Source organism: Stieleria mannarensis (assembly GCF_014154935.1).
Classification (GTDB): Bacteria; Planctomycetota; Planctomycetia; order Pirellulales; family Pirellulaceae; genus Stieleria; species Stieleria mannarensis.
This window is the reverse complement of sequence record NZ_JACEHH010000006.1, coordinates 214,285-236,419: the sequence shown is the minus strand read 5'-3', so window position 1 is coordinate 236,419 and position 22,135 is coordinate 214,285. Positions and strand designations below refer to the sequence as shown.

General features: G+C 60.0%; 16 protein-coding genes. 10 read left to right on the top strand and 6 right to left on the bottom strand.

Annotated features, from left to right (window positions below):
- The first annotated feature begins 498 nt into the window (after window positions 1-498).
- The 3 genes from H1B37_RS06655 to H1B37_RS06645 all read left to right on the top strand — a co-directional run bounded on the left by H1B37_RS06655 (window position 499) and on the right by H1B37_RS06645 (window position 4,175).
- Window positions 499-3,057 carry a polysaccharide biosynthesis tyrosine autokinase gene (locus H1B37_RS06655; protein ID WP_182865844.1) on the top strand — a complete coding sequence of 853 codons (2,559 nt, stop codon included), beginning with the start codon at window positions 499-501 and terminating at the stop codon, window positions 3,055-3,057.
- Between the two features lie 133 nt (window positions 3,058-3,190).
- Entirely contained in the window at window positions 3,191-3,805 is a 615-nt protein-coding gene (locus H1B37_RS06650; protein ID WP_182865843.1) for a hypothetical protein, read from the top strand.
- Between the two features lie 7 nt (window positions 3,806-3,812).
- Complete coding sequence (locus tag H1B37_RS06645; RefSeq protein ID WP_182865842.1) at window positions 3,813-4,175, top strand: hypothetical protein; 363 nt, start codon at window positions 3,813-3,815, stop codon at window positions 4,173-4,175.
- Here the strand turns inward: H1B37_RS06645 and H1B37_RS06640 are convergent.
- From H1B37_RS06640 to hisA, 4 genes are all read right to left on the bottom strand, one after another.
- Complete coding sequence (locus H1B37_RS06640) at window positions 4,172-5,065, bottom strand: response regulator (protein ID WP_182865841.1); 894 nt, start codon at window positions 5,063-5,065, stop codon at window positions 4,172-4,174. The genes H1B37_RS06645 and H1B37_RS06640 overlap by 4 nt on opposite strands.
- Before the next feature lie 355 nt (window positions 5,066-5,420).
- Window positions 5,421-7,604: a sulfatase-like hydrolase/transferase gene (locus H1B37_RS06635; RefSeq protein ID WP_182865840.1), complete on the bottom strand. Its 2,184-nt coding sequence runs from the start codon at window positions 7,602-7,604 to the stop codon at window positions 5,421-5,423.
- 426 nt (window positions 7,605-8,030) lie between these two features.
- The gene (locus tag H1B37_RS06630) at window positions 8,031-10,034 is read right to left on the bottom strand and encodes a prolyl oligopeptidase family serine peptidase (RefSeq protein WP_182865839.1); all 2,004 of its coding nucleotides are present in this window, start codon (window positions 10,032-10,034) and stop codon (window positions 8,031-8,033) included.
- Window positions 10,035-10,206: 172 nt separating this feature from the next.
- Complete coding sequence (gene hisA / locus H1B37_RS06625; RefSeq protein ID WP_182865838.1) at window positions 10,207-10,935, bottom strand: 1-(5-phosphoribosyl)-5-[(5-phosphoribosylamino)methylideneamino]imidazole-4-carboxamide isomerase; 729 nt, start codon at window positions 10,933-10,935, stop codon at window positions 10,207-10,209.
- 195 nt (window positions 10,936-11,130) lie between these two features.
- Here hisA and H1B37_RS06620 point away from each other — a divergent pair, with 195 nt between their 5' ends.
- The 5 genes from H1B37_RS06620 to H1B37_RS06600 all read left to right on the top strand — a co-directional run bounded on the left by H1B37_RS06620 (window position 11,131) and on the right by H1B37_RS06600 (window position 16,715).
- The gene (locus H1B37_RS06620; protein WP_182865837.1) at window positions 11,131-12,231 is read left to right on the top strand and encodes a LacI family DNA-binding transcriptional regulator; all 1,101 of its coding nucleotides are present in this window, start codon (window positions 11,131-11,133) and stop codon (window positions 12,229-12,231) included.
- A 22-nt stretch (window positions 12,232-12,253) separates the two neighbouring features.
- A complete protein-coding gene (gene rbsK, locus H1B37_RS06615) occupies window positions 12,254-13,177 on the top strand; it encodes a ribokinase (RefSeq protein WP_182865836.1) in 924 nt (307 codons plus the stop codon).
- Window positions 13,178-13,246: 69 nt separating this feature from the next.
- Window positions 13,247-14,215 carry a sugar ABC transporter substrate-binding protein gene (locus tag H1B37_RS06610; RefSeq protein ID WP_182865835.1) on the top strand — a complete coding sequence of 323 codons (969 nt, stop codon included), beginning with the start codon at window positions 13,247-13,249 and terminating at the stop codon, window positions 14,213-14,215.
- Entirely contained in the window at window positions 14,212-15,768 is a 1,557-nt protein-coding gene (locus tag H1B37_RS06605; protein WP_353620791.1) for a sugar ABC transporter ATP-binding protein, read from the top strand. Before H1B37_RS06610 ends, H1B37_RS06605 begins: the two co-directional genes overlap by 4 nt.
- The gene (locus tag H1B37_RS06600) at window positions 15,765-16,715 is read left to right on the top strand and encodes an ABC transporter permease (RefSeq protein ID WP_182865834.1); all 951 of its coding nucleotides are present in this window, start codon (window positions 15,765-15,767) and stop codon (window positions 16,713-16,715) included. The genes H1B37_RS06605 and H1B37_RS06600 overlap by 4 nt, the downstream gene beginning before the upstream one ends.
- 163 nt (window positions 16,716-16,878) lie before the next feature.
- Here the strand turns inward: H1B37_RS06600 and H1B37_RS06595 are convergent, their stop codons facing one another.
- The gene (locus tag H1B37_RS06595; protein ID WP_220498073.1) at window positions 16,879-17,445 is read right to left on the bottom strand and encodes a GxxExxY protein; all 567 of its coding nucleotides are present in this window, start codon (window positions 17,443-17,445) and stop codon (window positions 16,879-16,881) included.
- Between the two features lie 326 nt (window positions 17,446-17,771).
- Window positions 17,772-20,639: an excinuclease ABC subunit UvrA gene (gene uvrA, locus H1B37_RS06590; protein WP_353620790.1), complete on the bottom strand. Its 2,868-nt coding sequence runs from the start codon at window positions 20,637-20,639 to the stop codon at window positions 17,772-17,774.
- A gap of 210 nt (window positions 20,640-20,849) precedes the next feature.
- Here uvrA and H1B37_RS06585 point away from each other — a divergent pair, with 210 nt between their 5' ends.
- Together H1B37_RS06585 and H1B37_RS06580 are read left to right on the top strand one after the other, a co-directional pair.
- Window positions 20,850-21,338, top strand: coding sequence for a hypothetical protein (locus H1B37_RS06585; protein ID WP_182865831.1), 489 nt, complete (start codon window positions 20,850-20,852; stop codon window positions 21,336-21,338).
- Between the two features lie 103 nt (window positions 21,339-21,441).
- Window positions 21,442-22,071: a Uma2 family endonuclease gene (locus tag H1B37_RS06580; RefSeq protein ID WP_182865830.1), complete on the top strand. Its 630-nt coding sequence runs from the start codon at window positions 21,442-21,444 to the stop codon at window positions 22,069-22,071.
- Window positions 22,072-22,135: the final 64 nt, after the last annotated feature.

Genomic DNA, 22,135 nt, shown 5'->3' with positions numbered 1-22,135 from the left:
ATGGGTGGCACCAATTAGGAGCGATAGGTGGGTGGCACTAATTGAAGGTGGGGTGGCCTAGTAGGGAGTTGATGGCTCTCCGCCGGGATTTGGACTATTGACGCAGGCGGCGGGCTTCTCAGGAGGGGCTTGAATCCACGCCGGATCTAGGAAACGATGGACCCGTCGGGCGCGGCGCGGTTTTGCCGGATGGCAAATGTCGCTTCGATCCGACCGCTTGAAGTTTTCTTCGGCAAGTGCGTTTTTTCCGACCGTTCCGGTTGCCCGGCGTGCCGTTTTTGCAGAAAGCATGCAATGGGACGATCGCACTATCAGGCGGCAGATTTTCAGCTCGGGTTGGATGCACATCGTCGGGCCTGGACGACCCGGTGCCTGTAGGTTTCTGAGGGAACACCCTCGCGCAAAGATGCGTCTAAAAGGCTGAACGGTTCAAGAAAGTGAACTACGCTCGGCACTTATCAATCTCGCACCTCTCTCCTTCAAACCGTCCATTCGTCGATGCTGGATCAGACTACAACGCAGCCGCTCAATTACGACGCAAGTGTTTCGCTTGATCCGTCTCAGTCCCACCACCAGGGCGAGACGATCTTGACGGTGTTGTGGCGGTTCAAGTGGCTGTTGGCCGCGTTCGTCGCGGTCGGCACTTCAGTCGGTTACTGGATGTACAAGCAAAAACCGACGAGCTATCGCGCGACCACTCAATTGATGTTCAAGAGTGACACGCCGATTTCACTCGATTCCAACACCGGGATCGTCCGCGGCGGGATTCCCAGTGGCAATCTGATGCAATCGTTGGTCACGTCCGATGCAATCGTCAATCGCGTCGCGTCCAACCCGGAATTGAAATCCATTCCGTCTCTGCAGTCCAACACGCAACAGCAAATCGTCTCGATGGTCCGCGGCGGCATCCGTTTCCAAACGCTGACCGACCAAAGCGATTCACGGGATCGAATGATCGCCGCGTTGAACTTTGACGGACGTGATCCCCAAGTCTGCGTCGCCGCGGTCAAGGCCGTCAGTCAAGCGATCAGTGAACACTTTGAACGCGAACGCCAATCGACCATTAACGAGGTCGGCGAACTGGTTCGAAACGCCATGGACAAGCTGATCCGAGAGCAAAAGGATCTGGAGAGTGAATACCTGACGTTTCGCAACAACGCCGACCTGGAATGGAATGTCGAGGGCCAGGCGATCAACCCGTATCGCGAACGACAATTCCAGCTGCAAACCTATCGAACCGAACTGGAGCAACAAAAACGCGAACTGAACAGCGACCTTCGCTTGGCCGTCAACACGCGAAAGCTGCACAGCGACCCGGTCTTGGTTGCACAGATCATCGGCCACCTGGGCAGCGTCGTCGACGAATTCGAACCGCTGAAGCAGATCGTCGGTCCCGGAAACGCGACGACCGACGACCTGACGCTTAAGAAGCTGGAGGTCGAACGCACCTTGATCCCTTTGCAGATCAAACGCGATCAGTTGGAGCTGGCCTACGGTTCCTCACACCCGGAAGTCAAATCCATCGCGATGCAGATCGAAAGCTCGCAGAACAAGCTGAACGAAATCAACCAACAGATGACCCGCCGGATCGCCGAATTGCGCGCCCAATCGCAAAACGTCGATTACGACAAAGAGGCCCGCGAGGCTCGCGATGAACGTGCCCGCACGGCCGTCGATGCGTACATTCGTGGAATCGAAGCCCAGCTCACCGTGCTCGCCCAGGACATGGCCGACATCGACCTGCAGATCGAACAGCAAAAGGACGAAGCGGACAAGCTGAAGATCGTGGAGGAACGTGACGCTTCTTTCAACCGCCGAATCGAAACGATGAGAGGATTGGAAACGCAACTGGAGCAACAGTTGGCAGCTCTGAATTTGGCGGATGTCAAAGGTGGCATTCTCGTGGAACCGCTGTTGGACACTGGGCAGGCCTATGTGACAGGCCCCGATTTGAAAAAGGATCTGATTCTTTATGGCATGTTAGGTCTGGGGTTGAGCGGATTGCTGGCGATGGTGTTCGAGAGCACCGCCAAGATGTTCCGCAGTGCCGACGAGGTGCAGCGAGAGTTGCGACTGCCGGTCCTGACACACATTCCGTTGGATGAAGGCCGAATCCAGCAGGGCAAAGGGATGGTCGATTCGGCGATCTCCAAGTTGGATCCGAAATTGTCGGTCGTTCACCGCCCTTATTCCCCTTCCGCCGAAGCGGTGCGTGGGGTGCGAACCGCAATGCTGTTCGACCGACGCCAGTTCGACAGCAAGGTCTTTCAGATCACCAGCCCGCTGCCGGGCGACGGAAAGAGCACGCTGGCGGCCAACGTCGGCTGCTCGGTCGCACAGTCGGGAAAACGTACCCTGCTGATCGACTTGGATCTGCGAAGTCCGCGGCTCTCCCTGCGATTCAACCTCGAATCCCAGACCGGGCTGACCAACGTGCTCAACGGAGAACTGGCGCCGGCCGAAGCGGTTCACCAGTCGCCGATCGAAAACCTGGACATCCTGCCCTGCGGCCCGCTGCCGGCCAACCCCGCCGAAGCGTTGACCTTGGCCGAGTTGGCCGAAGTCTTCCAGTGGGCTCGGGAACACTATGATTTTGTGATTGTTGACACGCCGCCGTTGTTGATGGTCAGTGATCCCGCGGTCGTCACGACGTACGTCGATGCCGCGATGTTGGTGATGCGGATCCGACGCCGCTGCAAACCGAACGCGAAAGAAGCGATTTCGATGCTGCGAGCCGCGGGCGCCCGAGTGATGGGCGTGGTGGTCAACGAGATCGACGAGGTCAGTGGCGGTGCGTCCTACAAGACCAGTGCCAGCGGCAGCTACCAGTCGATCGGCTATGGATACGGCGACAAGTATCGTCGTCGTTATCAACAAGAGGCCAACACCCAGGACACCTATGTCGTCAAAGGCAAGCAGGCATCGGAGCGGCCGACCGCGGCGGTCAAGGCCGACGAGGCGGTCGCTCCCCACGACCAAGCGATGATTCCCCCGCAACCGACTCCGCCAAGCCACGCGCCCGTCGCCAAGCGGCAACGGGCAGGCGTCCGCTCTTAAAAAGCGTCTTCCGCCCAGCCTCGCGTTCCGCCGCCCCGAGATCGCAACAGCCCCGACGCCTGAACACAGGTCAGCTCACAGACGCATGACACAGACGCATGACACAGACGCCAAATCGTTTGGGAAGACACGGATGAACAAGCCGATGCCCGTCGGGAAAAAAAGCGTTGGCTCGCTTGTCATCGCACTTCTGGTCGGCCTGTACGCACTGGCCCAGCCCCAGCTGAACGAGCGATGGGGCTGGAACCTGCCCGGCGTGAAACCGTTCGCCGCCGCAGACACGCCGGACCCGACGACGATTCCGGCTCCGGCCGAACCGTCGTCGTTGCCGTCGGTCGACCGGGATGCGGATCCCGAACTGCATTATGGATTGCTCCGCGAGATTCGGCCACGCGTCTACCTCTCGCCGCAAGGACTGCAGTACGTCCCGGGAAGCGCCGAGGGACACCGGTTGGAGCATCTGCGCCGCCACACCCGTGACATGCCATCGCGGCCCGGCAAGCACGGCGTCTTCGACGGCGGCATGGAGGGCGCCTTGGTGACGATTGACAGCGCCTACGCGTGGGCGAAAAAGAATCAACGCTCGACCAAGCAGGTCGACCGCGACCGCACGATTTACACCGTCGAAATGGGCCGGCGTGTTGGCTATGTCGGCGGGCGCGAGGGGAAACGCCAACAGAATCCGATCGCCCGGCGAGTCAAATTGGTGCTCGATGACACGGTGGTCATCACCGCCTACCCATTCTGAGTCGACAATGAATCAGCACCGCCAATCGCCCTCCCCCCCGCCAGATCACGCGGCGATCGCACCACTACATTCGGTCGCCGTCTGCCCGATCTGTGATGCCGGGTTGTGCGGCATTCGGATTTGCACCGGTGACGATCCCACCGAGCCGATGCCGAGGCGTGGATTCGTGATTTGTGACGAGTGCGAAGCGGTATGGATGGTCCCCGACGTGCGGACGGTGCATCAGTACCTGGATTCACGGAACCCCATTTGTCCGATCTGTCACGCCGGACTGTGGACGGCAAGTCGCTGGGCAGACCGGGACGATTTGGAACGGTTGGGGTGGAGCCACGCCGTTGATGCGGCTTTGGACGGCGGGAGTGAGTCCTAACGTGCAATGTACTTGACCAAGGTCACGTTGCTCGAGTGCGCATCGACGAACACTTCGTCCATCACGCTGGTCAACAGCAGCATCCCACGGCCGCGTTCATCGGAAAAACTTTGCGGAGTTCCCGGCATCGGGGCGTGCAAAATCGGTTGCCCGGGCCCTTCGTGGGTGATGACAAAGCGTGCTTCCCGGTTGGTCACGTCCAATTGAATGGTCACGATCCGTTCGGTGATCGATCGCAGTGATGCGTCATTGAGTTTCTCGGTAACAAGTGTCCTCGCGTCGTCGATCGACATCGGCGTGGAACGAACCGGAATCTCAAAATTCCCGTGGATGATCGAATGAAAGATCAGGTAGTCCAGTGCCTCAGCCATCCGAATCCGTTCTCTGGTATGCAGCACATTCATCGAGGCCAACAGGCGAACGATCAAGCTGACCAGCGGGGTGATCCGTTCGAGAGAACAGTCGAGTACGAAATCGAATGAGGTTCGGGTCAAAGCCCCTTTCAGATACAACGATTGGGCATTGGCTTGGGCGAATGACGTCATCCGGGCGACGATGTCCGGCAGCAGGATGCCGACGTGGTCCTTGGAGATGTAATTGGCCGCTCCAACGCCCAACGCCTCAGCCGCCAGATCCTCATTGCCGAAGGCGGTCACCAGCACCGCCGGGACGAGCGAAAAATCGGTTCGCATCGCCCGGATCAGTTCGACACCGTTCATTTCGGGCATTTGCATGTCCGTGATCACCAGATCCGGTGCGTGGTCCCGCAGCGACGCGAGCGCCTCGCGCCCATTGGCTGCCGACCGCACCGTCAACCCTTGCTGCTGCAGGACCGAAGTGATCATCGCGATCTGGGTGGCGCTGTCGTCTACGACAAGGATATTCGGCATGGCAGGGTGCTTGAAGAAGTGTCAGAAAGGCCACCGTCGATGATAGCGAACCGCCGGTAACCATTGTCAGGTTGGGGGGGCAAAAACGTGATCGCCGCGGATTTTTCGCACCGTTCATCGACACCACCGGAAAGCACCCGCTCAGCAGTCGCCGTCCCCTCCGAGGTCGGTGAACACGGTGACTCTCCCATCGCTTCGGCGAGTCCGCAAACCAAGCGGCGGTGGGAGACGAGTGCCGCACGTGCAGGCAACAGGCCGCGCGGTACCACTCGCCTTGCATCAAGCCGGATCGGTCGTCTCAATTCTTAAATCACAGATTGAATCGACATGCCGTGACACTTCCCGCCGACAAACCTTACTTGCCGTACACCGGCGGTTTCCAATCTTTGGGCAGACGACCTTGGGGCCGCACGCCGATCGCACCGGTCGGGATCTCGACGTCCGATGGATTGATCAACGGCAGATCGTCCGGCAGGTGTTTGATTTTGAAATCCTTGTACTGAATCGTCATCGCCGGTCCGACGTGGACCTGCACGGCCAGCACGCCTTCGAGCGAACGACCGTTTTCGTCCAGGTCGATCAGGTCGGCCGTCATGTGGCCGTCGATCCAGTGTTGGTGGTGGTTGCCCCGGACCAACACACGGTACTCATGCCATTGGTCGGCGGCGAATTCTTTGACCGGCATTTTGCCGACGATCCACGGTTGCCCTTGCGGGTCGATGACCACCTTTTCGCCGGTGTGCGAGAGGATCCGTCGTCCTTTTTCTTCATACAACATGCCGTTGTAATTCGGATTGTCGGCCACGACGTCACACTGGTAACCGGTCACGACGTCCAGCCCCAGATCGGGCCGCGACGTGCCGCGGTATTGCAGCCCGCTGTTGCCGCCGGGGGACACCTTGACGTTAACCCGCAAGTCGAAGTTGCGGATCGTCGAACCTTTCCAGGTGATGAACCGATTCATCTTTAGCGAACCGTCGGTCACACCGGTCAACGCACCGTCGCGAACCGACCAGTACTTCGAATCGCCGGTCCAGCCACTCAGGTTCTTGCCGTTGAACAGATTCACAAAGCCGTCGTTGCCGGGCCGAACCGTCACGGCTGCGGAAGCTTCGGGGTGCGGAACCGTCGACGCGGTGAAGGGGGCTTTGAGCGGGGCGATCGGTCCGCCCAATTCCTCCACTCGCCGGTCCGTTCGGACTCGCATCGCCGCCAACGTCTCGGCATGGGCGGGGTCGGCGGTCAAGTTGACCAGTTCATCGGGATCGTTCTTCAAGTCATGAAGGAACTCATGGTTGCCATGGTCAAAGTAGCGGACGTATTTGTAACGCTCGTTTCGAATCCCCTCAAACGCCGGAATGCGGGTGCGGACGGCGAAGTGTTCGTGGAAGGATTCGGTTCGCCAGTCATCTGGTTTGGCCCCCGAAACAATTGGTCGCAAGCTGTGCCCTTGGTAACGCGCCGGAACATCACCCCCAGACCAATCAACGAACGTCGCCGGCAGGTCAAGGTTCAGTGCGATCGCATCGGTCACCTTGCCTCGTTGATCCTGCGCGACACGGGGGTCGGCGATGATCAGCGGCACGCGGAGTGATTCTTCGTAGTGCGACCACTTGCCGGCCAGCCCACGGTTGCCCATGTGATAGCCGTTGTCGGCCGAGTAGACGATGATGGTGTTGTCCGCCAAGCCGGCGTTTTCCAACTCCTTGATGAAGCGACCGATCGCGTTGTCGATGCCGCTGACCATGCGGTAGTACGCGCGGATATTCGTCTGGTACTTCTTGTCGGTGTTCCAGCGCCAGAAAAAGCGTTCGCGGTTGATCGTTGTTTTCAGAAAGTCCGGCAAGGCCTCAAAGATCTCCGGGGCATTCAACCGCGGTGGGGCGATGTCGATGTCGTCGTACATCCCGTCGACCGCCCGTGGCCAGGCAAAGTGGCCGATTCCGGGGCGTCGGTCGCCGTCTTCGGCATGGCAGGCATTGAACCACATGTTCAACGCGAACGGCTTGTCCTTGGGTTGTGATTTGATGAAGTCGATGCCGCGGTCGACGATCACTTCGGTTTCGTGTCGCAAACTGCCATCGGGTTGCTTCTTGTAGAACGGATTGCGGCCGATCGCTTCGAACTCGTCGAAATGGTCTTCCCGCTTGTATCCCTTGGGCATTTTGGCATGCCATTTCCCGAAGTAGCCGGTGCGGTAACCACGCTCTCGCAAGATGTCGCTGTACAGCGTGTTGACCGCTTCGGCCCGCGCCAGTTCCGGGTTGTCCGGTGATCCATAACTGCGACCGGTCAATCCGCTCAGGATCGTCGTCCGACTGACCCAGCAGATCGAGTGGCTGACGAACATGTTTTCGAACCGCGTCCCACGGGCGGCCAACGCGTCGATGTTGGGCGTCTGGACGACCTCATTGCCGTAACATCCCAGCGTACTGGTGGTTTGATCGTCGGTAAAGAAAAAGACGATGTTGGGCGGGGCGTCGGCAACGGCGGTGCCGGCGCACAAGAGCAGCAAGACAGTCGAAACAAACGTTTTCATGGTTGCAAACTTTGGGGGGAAGATGGCGGAGGGATCGGTATGGTTAGTCGTGTTGGTGTCCAGGCTTTCGCCCAATGCCACTTACTTGCGATCACAAACTGAGCCGTAGACGCTAGCCTCGGGCCTTACAAGTCTTGAAAGGCAATCCAAGGCCCGCGGCTAGCGCCGTCGGCTCAAAAAGTAAGTGGCATTGGGCTTTTGCCGCCAGGGAGCGCTACGGAGCAGCGAGGGGAATCGCCTAAAGGCTAATCACCAACGTGCGCTGGGGTGCAGGCTTTCGCCGCCCGGTGTCGCTGCTTGCCAGCGACCGGAAATCGCCTGAAGGCTAGACAGCAACGCCTGGATTCTAACCGGTTGGGTGACTCCGTGGGCTGGCATTTCGTTGTGACTTTGCGACAGACGCAGCCCGCCGGTTGGATCGGCGAGCTATTTCAGCTTCCACGTTTCGTCAAAAAAACCTTGCGATTTGATTTCGCCGGCGTAGATCGAGTCGTCCGGGGCGGTCACGTCCAGCACGGCCCAGTCGGGCAGCATCGCAATTTGACGCGAGTTACTGACGTTGGAAAATTCGCGGAACGTCAGCCCGCTGTTGACGACAACGTAGCGCCGTGGATTGACCGGGTTGGGATAGCAGAACACGGGCGCATGATCGACCGGGTCAAAACTTTGCTCCCCCACACGCAGTGTCTCGCGGGTCCATTGGATCGGAAGCCGGTCGGAGATGTTGAACAGGAAACGGTTGCTGCTGAAGTCGCCGAAGCAAATCAGGTGGCAGGTTTCGATTTGATCGTCGGTCAGGTCGCGATCCAAGACGACTTGCACGTCACCTCGCATCAGCCGCGACCACCGTTTTTGAAAATATTCAACTTCGCGATCGATCCAACGTTGGACTTGGCCGTGCCGAGCCGGTCGGCTGGGCATGACGATCACAAAGCGGTCGCAAAACGCATCGTCGATCGGTCCTTGCAACCCCGGGCGTTTACGCTGTGTCATGTCGTCGTCGGTCGCTTGCGTCCACTCGCCGGAGGCATCGCGGGCCAGTTCGCACTGAAACCCACGCAGGTTACCGGTGTCTTGGACCTCGTACGTCTGACCATCGATCTCTATTTCAACCGCCCCGCGGCGGCCCGGCCAACCGGAGTCGGAAAAGTCGATTTCAAGGTGCGTCACTCCGTCGGTGGCAATCCGCAGGCTCTCGGACTGGTTGTCGATGCGGGCGTTGACCGTTGCGGGCGTCCAATGTTCTCGCATCCCGGTCACGCGCAGCCATCCCGCGCGGCTGTAGCGGAGCGTGTACGTGACGAAATCAATTTCCGTCTCCGGCTCGTCGCCCGCTTCGGCGGCCCATTGTTCGATCTGGGCATCGATCCGCTGCTGCGACGGCGGATCGATTTTGTGTCCCATGCCTGCACCGATCACATAGGGAAACTCCAACCCCAACTCTTTGGCCCGAGTGACGACGCGATCGGCTGCCATCTTCTGCTTGTCGATTTCGCCGCTGTAGGCGATCGTGTGGGTTCCCCGCAGGTTTTGTGTCCACGGCAAGACGTCATACCAACGCAACAGTTTTTCCGCCGTCGGCGTGATCGGAAAAGGCGTCGATTGCGTCCAGCCTTGGTAGCGGATCGTGTCGACAAATCCGGCACCCGGATTGGCCGCCAACCAGCGCATCGGATCGTGAACGGCCATGTGCCAGCAACCGGCGCCGCCCATCGAGAATCCGCGGATCGAAACGCGCGACGGATCGACGGCGATGCGAGAATCGATGTCGTCGATCGCTTCATACACGTCCGTCTCGCCGGCAAACTTGAACGCATTGCAGTGGCGGCCGAACGGATGCAGGACAAACGTGTCGTCGGGAGCGTATTGGCCGACCTTCGTCATCCGCTCGGTCAAAAACGGCACCTCCGTCTTCGTGTCACCGCGACCGTGCAGCCAGACGTCCATCCGATGGGGCTGGTCGATCCGGTCCAACGTGAAACCCGCCGGAACGACAATCCCATATGGCTGGACCGAATCGTCGATGCGGGAGACGAACCCGGCGACCAAGGGCTGGGGATGATCGTTCGCGTCGGGATCGAATCCGATCAGCTGCAATCCACGGGTTCCCGACTGGGCCGCAGCAATCCGCCGTGCGGCTTCATCGAGCAATCGGTCGGCCGCATCGACTTCCTTGGGTTTGAAGAACAGATTCTGACGGAGTGCGAGATCCACCGCCCGGATCAAAACGTCCACGTCGCTCCGCCACAGCGATCCGTCGTCGGATTCCGCGACCGCGCGGCCGAGTCGCTCGCCGATCGATTCGACACGCTGCTGCAGTGCCGCGCGTCGTTGCGGGTCGATTTCGATCCCCGGCGGCGGCAATTGCTTGAAGACAGGCCGACTGGCCGCCGGCTGAGCGAATCCATGGTTTCCAAGCAAGATCACCACCACGATTGCCAAAGCAGAAGCTGAGCAACGCATCGGTCGACAACGCCACTTTGACGTCGCGACGCTCGCCAGAGCGTGGACTGCATCGAAATACCACCTTTTGGCGAAGGTAGCTACAATCGTCGCACCCCACGACGAGACGTTTTCGTTTACCCAGGCGTCGGCCCGCATCTCAGCTGTCTCCGGCGATCTCAATGACTTTGTCCAGTTGCATCACCCCATCATAAATCGATCGCCCGACGATTGCCGCCGGCATGTCCATTTCGACCAACTTCGTCACGTCGTCGTATGTCGTGACGCCGCCGCTGGCGACCAAGGGGATGTCGGTTGCGGCGGCCATGTCACGCAGCCCATCAAAGTTCGGGCCGCTCATCATCCCGTCGCGTGCGATGTCGGTGTAAATGATCGCGGCGATGTTGGTGGTTCGCCCCCGCAAGTCTTTCGCCAGGTCGATCGCCGGCGTGGAACTGGTTTCCAGCCAGCCGTCGGTCGCCACCATGCCATCACGCGCGTCGATGCCCGCGGCCAGCTTTCCCGGAAACGCGTCACACATCGACGCAAACCACTCGGGTTGCTTCAGTGCCGCCGAACCGACCACCAACCGAGCCAACCCCAACTCCAGCAGAGCCTCGATCGCGGCTTGGTCACGCACTCCGCCACCCATCTGACAGGGCAACCCGGTCGCCGCGACGATCCGCGCGACCGCGTCACGATTGGCCGTCGGGTCATCGCCCCGGGCCGCGTCCAGATCCACCAGGTGCAGCCGCCGGGCGCCGGCCTGTTGCCACTGCACCGCGAATTCGACCGGGTCGTCCCCGAAGACCGTTTTGCGGTCGTAGTCGCCTTGCCGCAAACGGACCGGTTTTCCATGACGAAGATCGATTGCAGGCCAAATTTCCATGATCGGGGTGGGGTTCGAGTTAAAAGGCAGAGGAGACAGGCAAAAAAACGGGACGGGAAAAACGCCGTTCCGCGGCCGGAATCGTCGTCGGTCCCGGCCGGTTGCAACGATACCGCATCGGCAGGTAGACTGACCAGGACAGAGCACAAACGATTGTGCATTGCCCCCTGACGCCTGCTGTCGCCCGGTCTTGCCGTGTCACCGAATCCTGCGCCGTCCCAACCCGTGACGCTGAAGAACGTCGCCGAGCGCGCCGGCGTCAGCGTTTCGACCGCCTCGCGGGCACTCAACGGCCAAGCACGCAAGTATCGGATCAGCCGGACGACCGAAAAAGCGGTTCGCAAAGTCGCCGATGATCTGGGGTTTCAGGCCAGCCAAGTCGCCCGTTCACTGCGGCTGAAACGCAGCGGGCTGATCGGCGTGATCGTCCCTGACGTCTCGAACCCGTTTTTTGCCTCCATCGCCCGTCAGGTCTCCTTGGGGGTCGAAGCGTCCGGGTTCTCGGTCTTATTGGGCGATAGTCGCGAAGAAACAGCGATCGAGCAGCGACTGGCCCGGCAGTTGCGTGCCAAGCAGGTCGAAGCCTTGCTGGTCTGTCCGGTCGGTGTCAGCTGTGACCATCTGATCCAACTGGATCGGGCCGGGTTGCCGGTGGTGGTGGTCGATCGTGTGTTTGAGGGGATCGAGTTGCCTTGTGTGACGTCGGACAATCTGCAAGCGGCGCGGGAGTTGGCAGAGGTCTTGATCCGCGCCGGCCATCGCCGGATCGGCGTCTTGTCGGGCGTCCGTGAAAGCTTGCCGGCGAAAACGCGATTGCAAGGATTACGCACTGCGGCCGAGCAAGCCGGGTTCACAATTGGTCCGTCATATGTGGCGGGCGACGCGTTCACCGAACAATCCGGCTACGACGCGACGCAGGAACTGTTGGATCGCCACCCCGATTTGACCGCGATCTTTGCGATGTGCAACCCGGCCGCGATCGGTGCGATCCGAGCGCTCCACGAGCGCGGCTACACAATCCCCGGCGACTGTTCGGTCGTCGCCTTTGATGACCATCCCTCGGCGGACCTGATGAAAACGCCGCTGACGGTCGCGGTCCAGGACATTTCACGTCTCGGACGCTTGGCCACCGACGTGTTGCTGGAGCGTTTGGATCTTCAGCCGACCGGTCACCAGGTTGATGCGACCGCGTCATCACCGAGCGTTCAGGGCGTCACCGCGAGATCGAATTCAGACCGTTGGCAGGTTCCCACCACCCTTCTCAAGCGGGCGTCCGTCGCGGAACCGTGTCGCTAAACCTTCCATCTCCTTCATCGCAATGAACAACGTGCCGAAGCCGACGATCGCCGTGTTGGGATCCATCAACATGGATCTGGTGATTCGCTGTGAACACCTGCCGAAACCGGGCGAGACGGTTTCGGCACAATCGATGACGGAGGTCCCCGGCGGCAAAGGTGCCAACCAGGCGGTCGCGGCGGCGCGCTGCGGCGGCGCGGTCCGCATGATCGGCTGTGTCGGCGATGACGGGTTCGGTCAAAAACTGCTCGCGAATTTGATCGCCGAATCGATCGATTGCGACGCGGTGTTGAAAGCCGAATCCTGTGAATCGGGGTTGGCAATCGTCAACGTCGAAAACAGCGGGGAAAACGCGATCATCGTGATCCCCGGTGCGAACGCGCGGATCACGCCCGAGGACGTCCGTCGCTTTGAACCCGCCATCAACGATTGTGATGTCTTGATGGTGCAGTTGGAAACACCCCAGCCGACGGTGCTGGCGGGAATCCAAACCGCCAAACGTTCGGGTGCCAAAGTGATCTTGGATCCGGCACCCGCGGCGACGCTCGAGAACGAATTGCTGGACGTCGATCTGATCTGTCCCAACGAATCCGAGGCCACAGCGATCGTCGGCGGAAGTCTGGAAACGATTGATGATGCCGTGACGATTGCCAAGCAATTGCATGCCCGGGGGCCGGCCGCCGTGGCGATCACGTTGGGCCCGCGAGGCACGATGCTGTACGACGGCGCGAGGGCTGAACTGATCGAGTCGATCGAGGTGGATGCCGTCGACACCACGGCCGCCGGCGACGCCTTTGCCGGCGCGCTGGCCGTCCGCTGGGCCGAAACCGGTTCACTTCGCGACGCCATCGCATGGGCCAACCATGCCGGAGCCCTTGCCGCGTCCAAGCGGGGCGCCCAGCCGAGTTTGCCGCACAGAACACAAATCCAGGCGGTGTGCGGTTGATCCGCCACCGGCCGGCGATCCCTCTCGCCGGTTTTCCATCCCCTTTCCCACCCCGCCAACGAGTCTTCGATGCGTCACTTCCTACTGACCACCCTGTTTGCCGCCGTCTTTATCGTCGTCGGCTGTTCCTCAAATAACGACACCGCGACGAGCGATCCGGGGGCGTCCGAAGGCGACGCGCGTCCGAAGGTCGCGTTGATCATGAAATCGTTGGCCAACGAGTTCTTTTCGACGATGGCCGAAGGCGCCAAGACGCACCAAAGTGAACACGCCGGGGAGTACGAATTGATCGTCAACGGCATCAAAGACGAACGTGACTTGAGCCGTCAGGTGGCGTTGGTCGATGAAATGGTGGCCGCCGGAGCCGACGCGATCGTGATCGCACCGGCGGATTCCAAAGCGTTGGTGCCGGCCTTGCGAAAGGCGATCAACAAAGGCGTCGTGGTGATCAACATCGACAATAAACTGGACGCGGACGTGTTGGCCGGCGAAGACGTCCAGATCCCCTTCGTCGGTCCCGACAACCAAGCGGGCGCAAAGAAAGTCGGCGACTACTTGGCCGGCAAGTTGTCCAGCGGTGACAAGGTCGCGATCCTGGAAGGCATTCGGACCTCGTTCAACGCCCAGCAACGATTGGCAGGCTTTGAAGCGGCGATGCAGGCGGCCGACATCGAGATCGTTTCCAGCCAAAGTGCCGAGTGGGAGATGGCCAAGGCGAATTCGATCGCCGCATCGATTCTGAGCGAGCATCCGGACATCAAAGCGATCTTGGCCGCCAACGACTCGATGGCGTTGGGGGCGATCGCCGCGGTCAAATCCGCCGGGAAAGCAGGCGACGTGCTGGTCGTCGGCTTTGACAATATCTCGGCGGTTCAGCAGGCGATTCGCGACGGCAAGATCCTGGCCACGGCCGACCAGTACGGCGACAAGCTGGCGGTTTTCGGAATCGAAACGGCGCTCGAACTGATCAGCGGCGAAACCGTCGATCCCAGCGACGTCGAAACTCCCGTCGACTTGGTCACGGCGGAAACACTGTGAGCGTGTTGTTCGATGCGGTCGGGATGACCAAGCGTTACGGCCGCGTGACCGTGCTGCGCGATGTCGACTTCGATGTCCGCGGCGGTGAAATCCACGCGTTGCTCGGTGCCAACGGCGCCGGCAAGTCGACGCTGTGCAAGATGATCGCCGGACTGACCGACGTCACCGCCGGCGGCATGCGAATCGAGGGCCGTCCGTTCGCCCCGGCGCACAAACAGGCCGCCGAATCGGCCGGTGTTCAGATCATCCAACAGGAACTGAATCTGATCGCGACACTCAGCGTTGCCGAAAACTTGCTGCTCAATCGTCTCCCCTCGGTCGCCGGCATCGTCCAGCGCCGTGTCTTGCATCGCCAGGCCCGCGAGGCGTTGGACCGGCTGCGGTTGGACCACATCGATTCCCACACGCTGGTCGCGGATCTGGGCGTCGGGACGCGGCAAATGGTGGAAATCGCCGCGGCGCTCGCGCGTGATTGCAAGCTGTTGATTTTGGATGAACCCACCGCGGCGCTCAGCGGCAGCGAAACGGAGTTGTTGTTCGATCAGCTGAATCAGTTGCGGAACCGCGGCGTCGGCATGATCTACATTTCTCACCGATTGGACGAAGTCAAACGGATCGCCGATCGCGTCAGCGTGCTCCGCGACGGCCAAAACGTCGGCACCGAAGACACCGCATCGGTTTCCACCGACCAGATGGTCCAGCGGATGAGTGGCGAGGCGGCCGCGGGGCCGACGCGCGTTCGGCACGTCGCATCGATCGATGCGGACGACGATGCCACCGGGGCAAACGGTCCGACCGTATTGGTCGTCGACGGACTTTGCCGTGGTTTCGTCCGCGACGTGTCGTTTGCGGTTCAAGCCGGGGAGACGTTTGGCATCGCCGGGCTGGTCGGATCGGGGCGAACGGAATTGTTGCGCGCGATCTTTGGCGCCGACCGACCGGAATCGGGCAGCGTCTCGATCGCCGGTTCCCAGCCCACGCAGTACGTTCACCCATCCCAAGCCGTCGCGGCCGGATTGGCGATGGTCACCGAAGATCGCAAGGACAACGGGTTGTTGTTGGAACAGTCGATTCGCTGCAACACGTCGCTCAGTGCGATGGTCAAACGGTTTTCCTGGTACGGCATCATCAAGGGCACTGACGAAGCGACCGTCGCCGACCAGATGTGTCGCGCCATGGAAACTCGCTGCACCGGTATCGAACAGGCGGTCGCGGCGCTCAGCGGGGGAAATCAACAAAAGGTCGCGATCGCGAAATGGCTGACCCGCGACGCCGACGTGTTCTTGTTCGACGAACCGACCCGCGGGATCGACGTCGCGGCACGGCGAAAGATCTATGACCTGTTCGGTTCCCTGGCCGAGGCCGGCAAGGGGATTGTGATCGTCAGCAGTGATTTAGAAGAACTGTTTGACACCTGCGACCGCATCGCGGTGATGTCGGCCGGTCGGTTGGTGGAAACCCGGCCGCGGTCGTTGTGGTCCGAAGATGCCATCTTGCAAGCGAGTTTTGCGGGGCATCGAACGAATGAATCTGCAGACGCACCTGGAACATGAAACAAAAGCTCTCACAGTCGTTTTTACAGTACGCCGGGCTCCTGGGAGTCCTGGTGTTGTTGATCGCGGTGTTCTCGGTCAGCTCTAACAATTTCTTTCAGACCCAGACGCTGGTCACGATCGCCAATTCCAATCCGGATTTGATCTTCGTCTCGGTCGGCATGACGCTGGTGTTGATCGTCGCTGGAATCGACTTGTCGGTCGGTTCGATGTTGGCGCTCGGTTCGGCGGTGATCGGGGTGCTGATGGTGCGGCACGAGTGGAGTTTGCCGTTGGCGTTTTCGGCGTGCTTGCTGGTCACGTCCTTGTGTGGTTTGTTCAATGGGTTTGTTTCGGTCTGGTTTTCGATCCCGTCGTTTATCGTCACGTTGGGCATGCTGGAAATGGCCCGTGGCGGGACGAAGGTGATCACGGATTCGCAAACGATGTACATCGGCAGCCGAGTGGAATCGTTCGGGGAACCGCTGTCATGGATCCCACTCTCGCCCGCGTTTTTGGTTGCCGTGACGATCGTGATCGCCGGACAGTTTTTGCTGACGCGAACGGTATTTGGGCGTTACTGCGTCGCCATCGGGACGAACGAAGAAGCGGTGCGGATGAGCGGGATTCGCACGGCGCCGTACACGATCGCGACGTTTGTGATTTTAGGGTTGCTGTGTGGGTTGGCGGCGTTGTCGCAGACCAGTCGGCTGTCCAGTGCGGACCCGAACGCGGCGATCGGGTTGGAGTTATCGGCGATCGCCGCCTGTGTGATCGGAGGGACGAGTCTGATGGGCGGGCGAGGCAGCGTGGTGGCGTCGTTCATCGGCGTGTTGATCATCGCTGTGCTGCAGTCGGGCCTGGCACAAATGGGAGTAGAAGACGCGATCAAACAGCTGATCACCGGAGCCGTCATCATCGCAGCCGTCCTGCTAGACGCCCTCCGCAGCCGCTGGGGAGGAAGGTAGGGGGGACAGAGAAATAGGGGCAGGGAAATTCGGGGAAGAAAAAGACAAGAAAATGGGTGACAAGAAAATGTCGTGGGGAGGGCAGGGGAGAGGACAGAAAAATGGGGGGCAGAAAAATGTTGGTGGGGAGGAATCGTGGGCAGGAGAGTGTAGGTAAATGGGACTAGGCGGCTTTGTGGAGCGTTTCGAAAGTTACCTTGTGTAGTCCGATGTTCAGCCAGTGAAGGCGATTCCTGTCGAGGTGGTTGAGGAAGAGTTGGCAGTGGCGCTGAAATTCTTCGAGATGCTGATTCAGGGTTGAAATCATGATCACGTCTCCCGTCAGATTGGTGCGGATATTTTGTTGCCCATAGTCTTTATTGCCAGAGGTTACCGTGGCGATCGAATGTGATTGATCCAGGCCACCGTACAAGAAGTCGGAGAGTGCCAGATAAAGACCTTGATCAAGTCCGGTGCCCCAATCTCTCAGGGCAGCGATCATGCCTTGCATCCAAGCATGATCCGAACTGGACGATGGAGAATAATTGTCGCTGTCTAAACCAAACGATTGTCGTTGAGCCCGCGTCAGAGCAACGTTGACGAATTCTTGCTCGATCGTTTCCGGGCGTAAGTTGACAAGTTTTCCCGCTCGCACTTCACACAGCATCAGATAGTTTAATAGCTGAGCACGGTGCATGTCGCATAATGCATCCACTGATTTCCATTCAAAGATTGCGGCACCGCTAAACAACGAATCCAAAGCTTAGCGACGGGTAAATTCGCCGTGGCTGACTACGATCGGTACCTCGTACAAGGTGTCGGCGAAGCATTCACGGATCCTTCGATGATAAATGGACTCGTTAAAGAATCGCCCCATTTCCTTTCGGATCGCAAACACACGCCCCATCACCTCATAGCAGATCTGAGAAAACTCTCGTTTCCCAACAGCCCGAATTTCCGCTCCGACTTCGATCGGCATCACATTTTCCTCCTTCCATTTTTCTGCCCCCTATTTTTCTGTCATCGCCCTCTTCCCCACAATATTTTCTTGTCTTCTTCCCTCGATTTTTCTGCCCTTCATTTTTCTGTCATCTCCCCGCGGCGGATCTCTTCTGCGAGCACCTTTCCGGTTTCGCTTTCGGTGCACTTGGCGATTTCCGCGGGGGGGCCTTCGGCGACAATTCTGCCTCCGGCGTCGCCGGCGCCGGGGCCGAGGTCGATGATGTGGTCGGCACTGAGCATCAGCAGGGGATTGTGCTCGACGACCAACAGCGAATGTCCGTCGGCGATCAGGGCGTCGAAACAATCGACCAACCGGATCAGGTCCTCGAAATGCAATCCGGTCGTCGGCTCGTCCATCACGAACAGCGTGCGTTTACGTTTCGCCGACGCCAAGAATGCGGCCAGTTTCAACCGCTGGCCTTCGCCGCTGGAAAGCGTGGTGGCGGGTTGCCCCAGCGACAGGTAACCCAGTCCGACATCAATCATCCGCTTGAGCCGCGCCTGGACCTTCGCCGCACCGCGGAAGAAGTCATACGCCTCGCGGGCGCTCATCGCCAACACATCGGCGATCGATCGATCACGATACCGTGCTTTTAAAATATCGTCGCGGAAACGCGTGCCGTGACATTCCGGACATTGCATCGAAACGTCGGCCAGGAACTGCATGTCGATCTCCAACACACCGGCGCCTTCACATTCCGGACACTGCCCCTTGGCGCTGTTGAACGTGAAGTGGCTGGGCGTCAGCCCTCGGGCCCTCGCTTCGACGCTCTCGGCAAACACCTTTCGAATCGGATCGAACGCCTTCAGATATGTCACCGGACAGCTGCGTGGGGAACGGCTGATCGGCGACTGATCGACCGACACGCAATCTTGGATCTGCCCCAGTCCGCTGACCGATTGGTACGGAAGGGGCTTGGCGGCTTGGTGCAGTTTTTCGTGACGGATCGCTTCCAGCAACGTGTCCTGGACCAGCGAACTTTTGCCGCTGCCCGAAACGCCGGTGACGACGCACAACACGCCGAGCGGAAAATCGACGGTGACGTTTTGCAGATTGTGACCGCTCGCTCCCCGCAAGGTGATGCGGCCGCGGGCATCGCGTGGTTCGTGATGCCGCAACGTGTGTCCCCGCTTGCCCGAAAGGAATTGCCCGGTCAACGAATCGCGGTTGCGCAACATTTGCTTCGGCGTTCCTTCGAACACCACGCGTCCTCCGTCGCGACCGGCCCCGGGGCCGATTTCGACCACCCGGTCCGCCGTTTCGATCATTGTTTCGTTATGTTCGACGACGATGACCGTGTTGCCACGATCACGCAACGAACCGATCGATTCGGACAAGCGACGGACATCCTTGGGGTGCAGCCCCGCGGTCGGTTCATCCAACACGTACAACATGTTGACCAGGTTTCCGCCCAAGGCGGCGGTCAACGCGACCCGTTGCGTTTCGCCGCCGGAGAGTGTTCGCAGGGGACGGTTCAGTTGCAGGTAACCCAGCCCGACCGATTCCAGGTAACCGATTCGATCGGCGATTTGACGCAAGGGTTCGGCTGCGATCGCGCGTTGCCGGGGTTCCAGCGGTGCGTCACGAAAGAAATCGGACGCGGCGGTTGCCGGCATTTCCAACAGGTCCGCGATCGTCCGATCGGCGATCTTGTAAGCCAGCGCCGAAGCGTTGTAGCGCCGGCCGTCGCAGCCGTCGCACGTTCGATAGCTGCGGAATCGCGAGGCAAAGATGCGGATGTGCATCTTGTACTTTTTGCGATCCAGCCAGGCAAAGAAACCGTCCAGCCCACCGAAGTCGCGCTCCGGGACTCCGCGTTGAATTAGTTTCAAGTGTTTCTTTTTCAGTTTGCTGTAGGGTACGTCGGTCGGCAGGTCGTAATCGTCCGCCAACGCCAACAACTCCTCCAGTTCATGTCGGTACGACGGTGTGTTCCAAGGCGCGATCGCCCCCTCGGCGATCGAAAGTGTCGGATCGGGCACGACCAGATCCATGTCCACGTCGACCAGTTCGCCGAACCCCTCGCAGATTTCGCAGGCCCCCAAGGGGTTGTTGAAATTGAAAAGTCGCGGCACCGGATCGGGGTAATCCAGGTCGCATTGATCGCAGCGTCGTTGGTCGCTGATCACGCGTTGGATCCAGTCGCGGCCGTCGATCTGGGTGATTCGGCCTGGGATCGAGTTGTCATCGGGGGGCGAGTCACCGCTGGGGGATGCAGGGAGCAGGGGGGCATCGGTCAGAACGACCGCGCGTCCGTGCCCTTCGTCCATGGCCGTTTCCAGCGATTCGGTCAGGCGCGACAGGTCGGTCTGGCCGGAAACGCGATCGACCACGACGATGCATTCGGCCCCCCCGCGTCCGATCTTCTTGGCCAACGCCGACCGATCGGAATCGGACAGGTGAAACGTTTCGCCGCCCAAGATCAGCCTCAGGTAGCCGGCCCGCTGCAGCCCCAGCAAGATCTCACCGCCGGATTTTCGATTGGGCAAGAAGACCTGGAATCCGATCATCGCACGTCCGGTCGACGCGGCCAGTTCTTCGGCGATGGTTGTCGGATCGTCCTCCCGGACTTCGCGACCGCACCCGGTGCAGTACAGCGTGGCGCACTTGGCAAACAGCAGCCGCAGGTGGTCGGCGATCTCGGTCGTCGTCCCCACGGTGCTGCGGTTCGTTTTCGATCCGCCGGCGCGGGTCACCGCCACCGCCGGTGGAATCCCGGTGATCGAATCGCAGGCGGGTTTATCCAGCCGCTGAAGGAATTGGCGGGTGTAGGCCGAAAAGCTTTCGATGTAACACCGCTGGCCTTCGGCATACAGCGTGTCGAGCGCAAGAGAGCTCTTGCCGCTGCCGGACAGGCCGCAAAAGGCGATCAGTTTACCGCGAGGTAAATCCAAATCGACATCGCGCAGGTTGTGGACGCGGCAACCGCGAACGGAGATCACTTTGGCGCTCGCCGGGGAACGCGTGGGGGCTGATGGTGAGGACAAGGGCAACTTGGGTGGAGTTTGGCGTCGTGTCGGAAACGAATCGCAAGCAGTGTAGCGCATCGTCAGCCTGATGTCGCCGCACCGCGTCGGGGACACACCACCAGCCGTGGGGCGCCTACAATGCGTGAACCAGTGCAGACGCGACAACTCCCTTGGGCGAAACGTATGGGTGTTCCCGAATCTTTCAGCTACATCCACCTGCCATGCGGACAGACGACGGTGATCTCGGGCCCCGAGTTTGAATCGGTCGCCAACCCGCTGTCGGGGATTGAAACGACGTTGTGTGTGCACTGTGAAATGCAGGACGACGTCGCCCAATTTCGCTGGGAAGGCGCCGAGGAAACGATCGCCGAGTATTACGATCGCTTGCTGGCCGAAATCCCCGAACAGGAACTTGAGCGTGCCGGCCGGCCGGGAATGTTCAAGTACATGAGCCTGGGCGGCGTTGCCGGCTTGGCGCTCGGCGTGCTGTTTGCGATTGCCCTGTCACGGCTCGGACCGATCGCGGCGATTGTGGGTGGATTGATTGCCACGCTGTTGATGACGACCCTCGGCGTGTTACTGGGGTTCATGCACTTCGAAAAGAAAGTCGTCGTGCCGGTCGTGAAGGAGTATTGGAACGTCGACGACGTGCGATTGCTTGTCGGTCGTTGAGCGCCAGTCCGGCTGTCCGATCCTTTGCATTGACGGCTGCTGCGGTCTATGTTGAAGATCATCCATGGCGAATGATCGGCCAATTTCCTTGTTTCACGCAACCATGTCCAGCCAACCACGAGCGAGTCGAATCGGCGAACCCACGTGGGAGATCGCCAACCTCTACCCGCGACAGGGGGCTTGGTCGGAGTCGGACTACCTGGGGTTGGACGCGGGACGACTGGTTGAATACGAAAACGGAGTGTTGGAGATCCTACGCATGCCGACGGAATTGCATCAGGCGATCTCGCTCTTTCTGTGGCTGCAGCTTCGAAACTTCATCGACACGCACCGCCGGATGCAGGGTATTTGCCTAGTCGCGCCTCTGCCGATTCGATTGTGGGATGGGAAATTCCGGGAACCTGATGTGATGTACATGTCAGCGGAGAACCGCGAGCGACGCACGCCCAAGTTCTGGGAGGGAGCCGACTTGGTGATGGAGATCGTCAGTGAGAGCGATCCGGACCGGGATTGGGTTGAGAAGCGGCAGGATTATTCGAAAGCCGGCATTCCCGAGTACTGGATCGTCGATCCGCGTGACCGCAGCGTCACCGTGCTTGGGCTCGACAACGGGGGAACAGGTTACGACGAATTGAGTCGAACCTTCGACGGCCAATCGGCGGCGTCGCGATTGTTGGCTGATTTTGCCGTCGACGTTTCCACCGTGTTCGATCGCCCCGAAGTGATTCAGTAGCGGTGGCGGAGAGCGAATCCGATTCGGACGGTGATGTCGCGCGAGTGGTTCCCGCACGCCCAAA

Coding starts and splice junctions, on each gene's coding strand:
- hisA (WP_182865838.1), bottom strand. CDS start 10,935: ATGGAAATTTGGCCTGCAATCGATCTTCGTCATGGAAAACCGGTCCGT.
- H1B37_RS06640 (WP_182865841.1), bottom strand. CDS start 5,065: ATGCCGAATATCCTTGTCGTAGACGACAGCGCCACCCAGATCGCGATG.
- H1B37_RS06645 (WP_182865842.1), top strand. CDS start 3,813: ATGAATCAGCACCGCCAATCGCCCTCCCCCCCGCCAGATCACGCGGCG.
- H1B37_RS06600 (WP_182865834.1), top strand. CDS start 15,765: ATGAAACAAAAGCTCTCACAGTCGTTTTTACAGTACGCCGGGCTCCTG.
- H1B37_RS06580 (WP_182865830.1), top strand. CDS start 21,442: ATGTCCAGCCAACCACGAGCGAGTCGAATCGGCGAACCCACGTGGGAG.
- H1B37_RS06635 (WP_182865840.1), bottom strand. CDS start 7,604: ATGAAAACGTTTGTTTCGACTGTCTTGCTGCTCTTGTGCGCCGGCACC.
- H1B37_RS06610 (WP_182865835.1), top strand. CDS start 13,247: ATGCGTCACTTCCTACTGACCACCCTGTTTGCCGCCGTCTTTATCGTC.
- H1B37_RS06650 (WP_182865843.1), top strand. CDS start 3,191: ATGAACAAGCCGATGCCCGTCGGGAAAAAAAGCGTTGGCTCGCTTGTC.
- rbsK (WP_182865836.1), top strand. CDS start 12,254: ATGAACAACGTGCCGAAGCCGACGATCGCCGTGTTGGGATCCATCAAC.
- H1B37_RS06655 (WP_182865844.1), top strand. CDS start 499: ATGCTGGATCAGACTACAACGCAGCCGCTCAATTACGACGCAAGTGTT.
- H1B37_RS06585 (WP_182865831.1), top strand. CDS start 20,850: ATGGGTGTTCCCGAATCTTTCAGCTACATCCACCTGCCATGCGGACAG.